5 protein-coding genes are annotated in these 7,855 nt (G+C 71.1%); 2 read left to right on the top strand and 3 right to left on the bottom strand.

The features are described from left to right. Positions 1 to 79: 79 nt before the first annotated feature. From ACFWEJ_RS24700 to ACFWEJ_RS24690, 3 genes are all read right to left on the bottom strand, one after another. On the bottom strand, positions 80 to 1,096 hold the full coding sequence (locus ACFWEJ_RS24700; RefSeq protein WP_377231827.1) for a glycosyltransferase family 2 protein: 1,017 nt from the start codon (positions 1,094 to 1,096) through the stop codon (positions 80 to 82). A gap of 175 nt (positions 1,097 to 1,271) precedes the next feature. Further along, positions 1,272 to 2,165: an N-acetylneuraminate synthase family protein gene (locus ACFWEJ_RS24695; protein WP_036959513.1), complete on the bottom strand. Its 894-nt coding sequence runs from the start codon at positions 2,163 to 2,165 to the stop codon at positions 1,272 to 1,274. A gap of 57 nt (positions 2,166 to 2,222) precedes the next feature. Next, a complete protein-coding gene (locus ACFWEJ_RS24690; RefSeq protein WP_377231826.1) occupies positions 2,223 to 3,467 on the bottom strand; it encodes a cytidylyltransferase domain-containing protein in 1,245 nt (414 codons plus the stop codon). Positions 3,468 to 3,791: 324 nt separating this feature from the next. Here ACFWEJ_RS24690 and ACFWEJ_RS24685 point away from each other — a divergent pair, with 324 nt between their 5' ends. Together ACFWEJ_RS24685 and ACFWEJ_RS24680 are read left to right on the top strand one after the other, a co-directional pair. Next, entirely contained in the window at positions 3,792 to 5,813 is a 2,022-nt protein-coding gene (locus ACFWEJ_RS24685) for a polysaccharide pyruvyl transferase family protein (protein WP_377231825.1), read from the top strand. A gap of 66 nt (positions 5,814 to 5,879) precedes the next feature. Continuing rightward, positions 5,880 to 7,790: a glycosyltransferase gene (locus ACFWEJ_RS24680; RefSeq protein ID WP_377231824.1), complete on the top strand. Its 1,911-nt coding sequence runs from the start codon at positions 5,880 to 5,882 to the stop codon at positions 7,788 to 7,790. Positions 7,791 to 7,855 lie beyond the last annotated feature (65 nt).

The raw sequence follows: 7,855 nt of genomic DNA, 5'->3' as shown, positions 1-7,855 counted from the left end.
CCTGACAACCCTCGTTGAGTGCTGGGTATTTGTGGTTCCGGAACCGGAAAACCCACAAATACCCAGCACTCAACGAAGACTAGACGCCGTCGTCGACCCGCACGCGCTCCGTGAGCCCGCGGAGGAACCCGGCGCCCCACGCCATGTGCATCGTCACGAGCGTGGCCGGCAGGGCCAGCGCCGAGCGCAGGTCGAGCCGCGGGCGGCGCGTCGCCGCGTGGGCCGACGCCGCGACCACACCCAGGAGGTAGGCGGCCGGCGGCACGAGGCCGACCAGCGTCACGGGCAGCGAGCCGGCCACGGCGCCGCCGATCGCCACCAGCACGGACACGCCCATCACGACCAGGGCGGTCGGCGGGGCGAGGTAGCGCAGGTTGGCGGTGCCGGGGTTGCGGCGCACCACCTCGCGACGCCACATGCCGGTGCGCCAGAACTGCGTGGCGACGGCGCCCAGCGTGCGGCGCGGCTTGTACTCGACCACGAGCGACGGGTCGAACCACAGCAGGCTGCCGCTGGTGCGCAGGCGCAGGCACAGCTCCCAGTCCTGGGCCCGCACGTACACGGGCGAGTACCCGCCCACACGCTCCAGCGCCTCGCGGCGGAACGTGCCCAGGTAGACCGTCTCGGCGGGGCCGGCGACGCCGCCCGTGTGGAAGGACGCGGCGCCCAGGCCCGCCGGGTGGCTCATCGCGCGCGCGACGGCCTTCTGCACCGGGGTGTCGCCGACGGGGAGCATCCGCCCGCCGACGCCGTCCGCGCCGGCGGCCTGGAGGGCCTCCACGGCGCGGCGCACGTACGTGGGCTCGGCCACCGTGTGGCCGTCCACCCGGACGAAGATCGAGTGTCCCTCGGGCATGCGCTCCAGGCCTGCGTTCAGGCCGAGCGGCTTGGAGCCCGTCGGGTTGTCCACCACGGTGACGCGTCCGGTCTCGACGGCGAGCTTGTCCGCGATCTCGCGGGTGCGGTCCTTGGACGGTCCCACCGCGAGCACCATGTGCAGCGGGTGCGGGTAGTCCTGGCCCAGGATCGAGCGCACCATCGCCTCGAGATAGGGCTCCTCGTCACGTACGACGGCGACCACCGTCACCAACGGCATGCTCGCCGCCTCTACCCGCTCGGGCACGAGGCCCCCTCTCGTTGACGCGCTGGCGGGACCCGTGGGTCCACGATCTCGTGTTCTCAAAGTATTCGGAAACATCGGAGGCGGGCGCCGCGCGTGCGGTGCCCGCCTCCGACGACTCAAGCAGTGGTGCGGTGTCGGTCGTCAGACGTCACGCGTCGACGCGACGGAGGCGCGACATCGGCGAGAACTCGCCGGGCATGACGCGCTTCTGGCCGTCGCCGAGCGCCTTCTCGAGGATGCGGATGTCGCGCACCAGGTTCTCGAGGCCCTTGGGCTCGAGCGAGGAGGCGTGGTCCGAGCCCCACATGGCGCGGTCGAGCGTGATGTGCCGCTCGACGGCCACGGCGCCCAGCGCCACGGCGGCGAGGGAGATCTGCAGGCCGGTCTCGTGGCCCGAGTAGCCGACGGGCACGCCGTAGCGCTCCTGCAGCGTCGTGATGGTGCGCAGGTTCGCCTCCTCGGGGGGAAGCGGGTAGGTCGACGTGGCGTGCAGGATCACGAGCTTGCTCGTGTCCAGGATCTCCACGGCGGCGTCGATCTGCTCCAGCGTCGACATGCCGGTCGACAGGATGATCGGCTTGCCGGTGGCGGCGAGCGCACGAAGCATCTCGTGGTCGGTGACCGAGGCGGAGGCGACCTTGTGGGTCGGCACGCCCATCTTCTCCAGGAAGTCCACCGAGGGGGCGTCCCACGGAGAGGCGAACCACTGGACGCCCTTCTCCTTGGCGTACGCGTCGATCTCCGTGTACTCGGGCTCCTCGAACTCAACCTTGTACTTGTACTCGAGGTACGTCATCTCGCCCCAGGGCGTCTGACGGATCTTGTCACGCTGGTCCTTCGGCGTGCTGATCTCCGGAGTGCGCTTCTGGAACTTCACGGCCTGGCATCCGGCCTCGACCGCGACATCGATCAGCTTCTTGGCGATCTCGACGTCACCGTTGTGGTTGATGCCGATCTCACCGATCACGTACACGGGCTGGTCGGCGCCGACCTGCAGGTCGCCGATAGTGACCGGCGCGGGCTGCGCGTTCGTCGCGCTCATAAGAAGGTCCTTCCGAAAGGGTCGAGCACAGGGTAGTGCTGTTACGTGTCGTCGGGACTAACCGGTGACGACGGGGGTCTGGGTGGCTGCCGAACTGGCGGTGACTTCACCCGGACGCGCAGCGAGTATACGGTCACAGATCTCACGGATCGCGCCGTTCCCGCCCTCGCGGGAGAGCACGAGCCGGGCCTGCGCCTTGACCTCGGGGCGCGCGTCGGCGACCGCGACGGGCCACCCGACGACGGCCATGGCGGCCAGGTCGTTCACGTCGTTCCCGACGTACGCGACCCGTGCCGGGTCGAGGTCCTGCTCGGCGATCCACGCCCGGAGGGCGGTGGCCTTGTCCTCGACACCGTGCATGACCTGCACCTTCAGCTTGTCGGCGCGGGACGCGACCACCTTGTTGGTCTCGGTCGAGAGGATGAGGAACGGCAGGCCGGTCCGGCGCAGGCGGGACACGCCCATGCCGTCGCCGCGGCTCACGCGCACCTGCTCGGTACCGTCCTGGTCCACGTAGGCGTGGTCGTCGGTGTGCACGCCGTCGAAGTCGGTCACGAGCGCGTCGACGTCGAGCGGCACCGGCGCGGCGTCGCTCTCCTGGTCGACGAGCTGGCGGGCGAGCCAGAGGTCGCGCGGCTCGTCGATCTCGATGGACCACTCGGGCGCCAGCGGCTGGATGCCGACGTCGCCGAAGAAGCGGCGGCCGGTTTCACGGAACCCGTCGGTGCGCATCACGTAGAACGCACCGGTCTCGCGGAAGTGCGGGGCGCGGTCCTGCCGGCGCGGACGGAAGTCGGTGGTGTGGCCCACGGGCGTCGCGACGCCGTCGTCGATGCGCCACTGGAAGTCGTGCGTCTCGGAGACCGCGACGACGACGTCCTTCTCGCCGCGCGTGACGCGGCGGATCGCGGTGTCCAGGTCCTCGGGGTCGATGAACGGCGAGGTGCACTGCACCAGCACGGTGACGGGCGGGATCTCCTGGGCGGGCAGGCCGCCGTCCCCGGCCTCGACGCGGTCGAGCACGTGCAGCAGGGCCGACTCGGACGACGCCGTGCTGCCGGCGATCTCGGCGGGGCGGACCACCACGCGCGCACCGTGCAGCCGCGCCTCTGCGGCGATCTCGTCGTGGTCGGTCGAGACGATGACCTCGGCCACCGACGGGGCGGCGAGGGACGCCTGGACGGCACGTCCGACGAGCGTGATCCCGTCCACCCGCGCGAGGTTCTTCAGGGGTACACCCTGTGAACCTCCCCGGGCCGGGATGACTACGACGGCGGACGGGGTTTCACCGGGTACTGACATACGTGGCACTCTCGGATCGGGACTGGACGGGTACGCCGTCCACACTAGCGCGACCCGCGCCGTCCGACGCACACGGGCCCGCCCCCGGCGCCGGGCAGGATGTGGGATCCTGCCGTTGCGCGGCGACAGCCGCCGGTCCCCCAGAAGAATCCCCACGAAACGGTATGCGGCGCCCCAGAAGCCGGCGTGACCGTGCCGAGAACGGAGACAGCTCGAGTGCCCGGAACCGAAGGTCGCATGGCGAACTCCCCGCACGACGGCGACGTGCCTCGAGCCGTTTCCCGGACCAAGCGGCGTGAGAACGCGCAGCGTACCGCCGAGGTGATGCGCGCTCTGCAGCGGGCCACGGGCTCCCGGCCGAAGCTGGACGCGGCCACCACGCGCGCGCTCGCGCGGGGCGTCATCGCCTGGAAGCACGTCCCCGCGGTGCACGCGGCACTGCTCGCCGGCGCGAGCAAGGCGATCGACCGCGGGGACCTGCCCGCAGCGGCCGTGCTGACCCGGCTGCTGCGGACCGGCGCGCCCGACGCCGAGACCCTCCGCCTCGCCGGCATCGTCGCCCTCCTCGGCGGCGACGCCGAGGCGGCGGAGCAGCACTTCTACGACGCCTCCAAGGGCACCGGCTCGGTGGCCCGCCGCCACACCAACGCGAAGCGCGCCGTCGAGGACATGCAGCAGTTCATGGACTTCCGGGCCGGGATGCGCACCGACGACGGCCCGGCGGACCTCGCCGACCTGCGCGAGCTCGCGGCGTCGGTCCCCCTCGCGAACCGCAGGGCGGCAGACGCCGCGTTCGGCCGCTACCTCGTCGCGTGCCTGACCCACGGCGTCGAGGGGCCGCTGGGCGACCTCCTGGACGCGTTCGCCGACGCCGGCCGCATGACGGTGCTGGAGGCGAAGCCCGACCTGCTCGACGTCGCCGTCGAGAACGCCGAGTACATCGCGGCCGACGGCGACCACGCCGGCGCGCTGCACCTGCTGCAGGGCACGTTCCGCCAGTACGGCATGGTCACCGAGCGGTACCTCGTCGCCCTCGGCACCACGCTGTCGGCGCTCAGCCGGTACGACGCGGCGCGCCGGGCCTTCCGGATCGCCAGCCCCGGCCTCGGTTCGGCCCGCGCGGCGCAGGTGGCCTGGATCATGCACGACGACCAGTCGGCGCACGACCTGGCCCGCAAGGCGATCCGCAACGACATGCCGCGCACGTCGGTGCGGACCGTGCTCGCCCGGTCCGAGAACCCGGTCACCCCGGCGGAGGCGGACGCCCCCACGGGCGGTATGGGCCACGTCGCGTTCTACGTGGACCGCGGGGAGAACTTCGGCGACATCGTGCTGCCGGACGCCGTCCGGGACGCGGTCACGGAGCCCGCCGGCCCTACCGAGTGGACGTCGTTCCACGCGCACCAGGTGTTCGACGACGAGTTCGTCCGGATCGCGAACGCCCAGCGCGCGCTCGTCGTGGGCGGCGGCGGCCTCTTCCTCCCGGACACCTCGCCCAACTCGAACAGCGGCTGGCAGTGGAACGTGCCGCCCGCCTCGCTCGACGCGCTGACGGTGCCGGTCTACGCCTTCGCCGTCGGCTTCAACCTCTTCACCGGGCAGCGGTTCAAGGGCGACCTGTTCCGCCGCAGCCTGATCGAGTTCACGCGCAAGGCCGAGTTCCTGGGTCTGCGCAACACCGGCTCGATGGAGCGCGTGCGCGACCTGCTGCCTGCCGAGCTGCACGACAAGGTGCGCTACGTGCCCTGCCCGACCACCGTGCTCGAGCACATCCGCCCCGAGCTGCCCGCCGGACGCACCGGCTCCGGGACGGTCCTGGTCAACGCGGCCTTCGACCGCAGCGAGCGGCGCTTCGGCGCCGGGTACGCGGACTTCCTCGAGCAGATCGTCGAGCTCGCGGAGAAGGCGGGCAAGGGCGGCGCGGAGGTCCGGATCGCCGCGCACACCCGCGGCGACCTGAAGCTGGCCAAGGACCTCGAGGCGGCGCACGACCTGGTGCTGCCCGTCGACGAGCTGCACTACATGGACCAGGCCGACGCGCTCGCCGTCTACCGGCAGGCGTCGCTCGTGATCGGCATGCGCGGCCACGCGACGATGATCCCGTTCGGCCTGGGCACCCCCGTCCTGAGCATCGTGTCGCACCCGAAGATGCGGTACTTCCTGGAGGACGTGGAGCGCCCGGACTGGGGCTACGACGTGGCGGACGCCGACCTCGGCGCCCGGCTCGCGGAGCGGACCCTCGACGTGCTGGCCCGCGAGGACGAGTACCGGGCCGACGTCGCGGACCGCCAGCAGCTGCTGCTCCCGCACGTCCGCGCCGCGGCCGCGGACGTCGCCAAGGCTTGACCTCTCGTGTCACCACATCGCCGTTAGACTCAACCGGTCTCAGTACACCGAAAGGGAGTTATCTCGATGCCCACCATGCGGAGCGTGCCGCTCGGCCGTGAACCGGGCGACGCGGAGATCGCATCGTTCGCCGACCTGATCGACAGGCCCCTGCTGATCGTCGGCAACGGGCCGTCGTCGGCCATGCCTCCCTATCACCGGATCCCGGCGGACGTGGTCGTCTTCCGGATGAACTGGTTCTTCCTGGAGAGCAACTACCACTTCGGTGACCGGGTCGACGCGTACTTCAGCGCCATCCCGAACGAGAAGCTGGAGAAGCTGCTGCAGGACGAGGTCCGCTCGGGACGCTACGACGTCCGCCGGATCCTCAGCCCGATGCGCCACGCCGCGAACCGAGACGGCGACAAGTACGGCCTGGACCCGCTCGCCGGCGTCGAGGAGCTGGACTCCTGGTCCATCCCGGCGCGCCACCCCCGCCTCGCCCGCGCCTTCATGAGCCGGCCGGGCCTGCCCACCACGGGCATGCAGGCCCTGGCGTTCGGCCTCGGGGTCGGCTTCCGCGAGGTCTACCTCGCGGGTGTCGACCTCTACGAGTCCAAGGACAGCCGCTACGGCTACACGGTCACGCAGGCGGCGGAGTCCGCGCTCAAGGACAAGGACCTCACGCCGGGCTACGAGTCGGCCCACGGCCTGGACTCCGACCTCGCGTTCCTGCGCTCCTGCCTCGCCGAGTTCCCGGACGCGACCATCCGTTCGGTGAGCCAGTCGGACACGCTGCACCTGTTCGTGCCCCCGGCCGACGAGCTGACGGAGCGCCCGCACCTGACGCCCGAGGCGGTGCCGACGCTCGCCGTGTCCAAGGACACGGTGGACCTCGAGCTCCCCGAGGTCGGCGAGGACACCTCCATGATCGTCCCCGCGGTCGGCGGTCCGCTGTGGAAGGAGATCGACGGTCGTAAGTGCGCGTACATCACCGTGGTCTCCGGCTCGTACCACCACGGCGCGCGCGCCCTCGCGAACTCGCTGCGCGAGCACTCGGACGTCCCGCTCATCGCGCTCGTCACGCCCGACGCCGACCGCAGCGCCCTGGCCGCCAGCGACATCCGGACCATCCAGGTCCCGGGCATCCGCAACCCGATGAACTCGGGCGGCAACAAGATCCAGGCGCGCTTCGCGATGACGTACACGAAGCTGCACGTGTTCCGGCTCGACTTCTTCGACCGCGTCGTCTACCTCGACAGCGACACCGTCGTGAAGGGCAGCCTGGACGAGCTGTTCGAGGGCGACGACTTCGCCGCCGTGCCCGACGCCGGCCTGGACCTGCCCGACGGCAACGTGTTCAACTCCGGCGTCTTCGCCGTGAACCCGTCGCACGGGATGTTCGAGAAGATGATGTCGCAGCTCGGCCACACCACGTCGTACGACGGTGGCGACCAGGGCTTCCTCAACCAGTTCTTCTCGGACTGGCGCAAGCTGCCGCTGGAGTACAACACCACCAAGCGCATCTACTCCCACCACCCGCAGGTGTTCAACGAGGAGGACGTCAAGGTTCTCCACTACGTGGGCCGCAAGCCGTGGGAGCCGACGTCGACGGGCGAGCGGTACGACCAGCTCGACTACGCCTGGCTCGACTACCTCTCCGACTGGGAGAAGAACGAGCTGGTGCGCGAGCTGCGCCACACCGCGGCCGGCGGCAAGCCGCCGGAGGCCGGCAGCAGCAGCCCGTTCCGGCAGGCCCAGCTCGCCAACCGGACGAACAAGGCGAACGAGGCCGTGCGGCTGCTCGAGGGCGTCATCGCGGAGCGGCAGCCGACGTCGGGCGAGCTGCGCGAGCTGGCCAAGGCGTACCGCCGGCTGGGCCGGCACGACGACTGCGCGCGCGTGCTCAAGCAGGCGTACGCGATCGACCCGCGCCGCAGCGTGATGAAGGACATGATGCTGGCGCAGGCGCGCTCCATCAAGAAGAAGCTCGCCTGAGCCGGAGGCGCAGCGCAGGGTGAGGGCCGAGGAACGAGGCACTCGCCCGGAGCGGAGCCGCAGGC

The sequence above is a fragment of the Promicromonospora sp. NPDC060204 genome, assembly GCF_042728455.1.
Lineage (GTDB): Bacteria > Actinomycetota > Actinomycetes > Actinomycetales > Cellulomonadaceae > Promicromonospora.
This window is presented reverse-complemented; position numbering and strand designations above follow the sequence as displayed.

What these genes read in the sequence shown, in the direction of transcription:
- ACFWEJ_RS24700 (WP_377231827.1), bottom strand. Translation starts at nt 1,096, where the DNA reads ATGCCGTTGGTGACGGTGGTCGCCGTCGTACGTGACGAGGAGCCCTAT.
- ACFWEJ_RS24695 (WP_036959513.1), bottom strand. Translation starts at nt 2,165, where the DNA reads ATGAGCGCGACGAACGCGCAGCCCGCGCCGGTCACTATCGGCGACCTG.
- ACFWEJ_RS24690 (WP_377231826.1), bottom strand. Translation starts at nt 3,467, where the DNA reads ATGTCAGTACCCGGTGAAACCCCGTCCGCCGTCGTAGTCATCCCGGCC.
- ACFWEJ_RS24685 (WP_377231825.1), top strand. Translation starts at nt 3,792, where the DNA reads ATGCGCGCTCTGCAGCGGGCCACGGGCTCCCGGCCGAAGCTGGACGCG.
- ACFWEJ_RS24680 (WP_377231824.1), top strand. Translation starts at nt 5,880, where the DNA reads ATGCCCACCATGCGGAGCGTGCCGCTCGGCCGTGAACCGGGCGACGCG.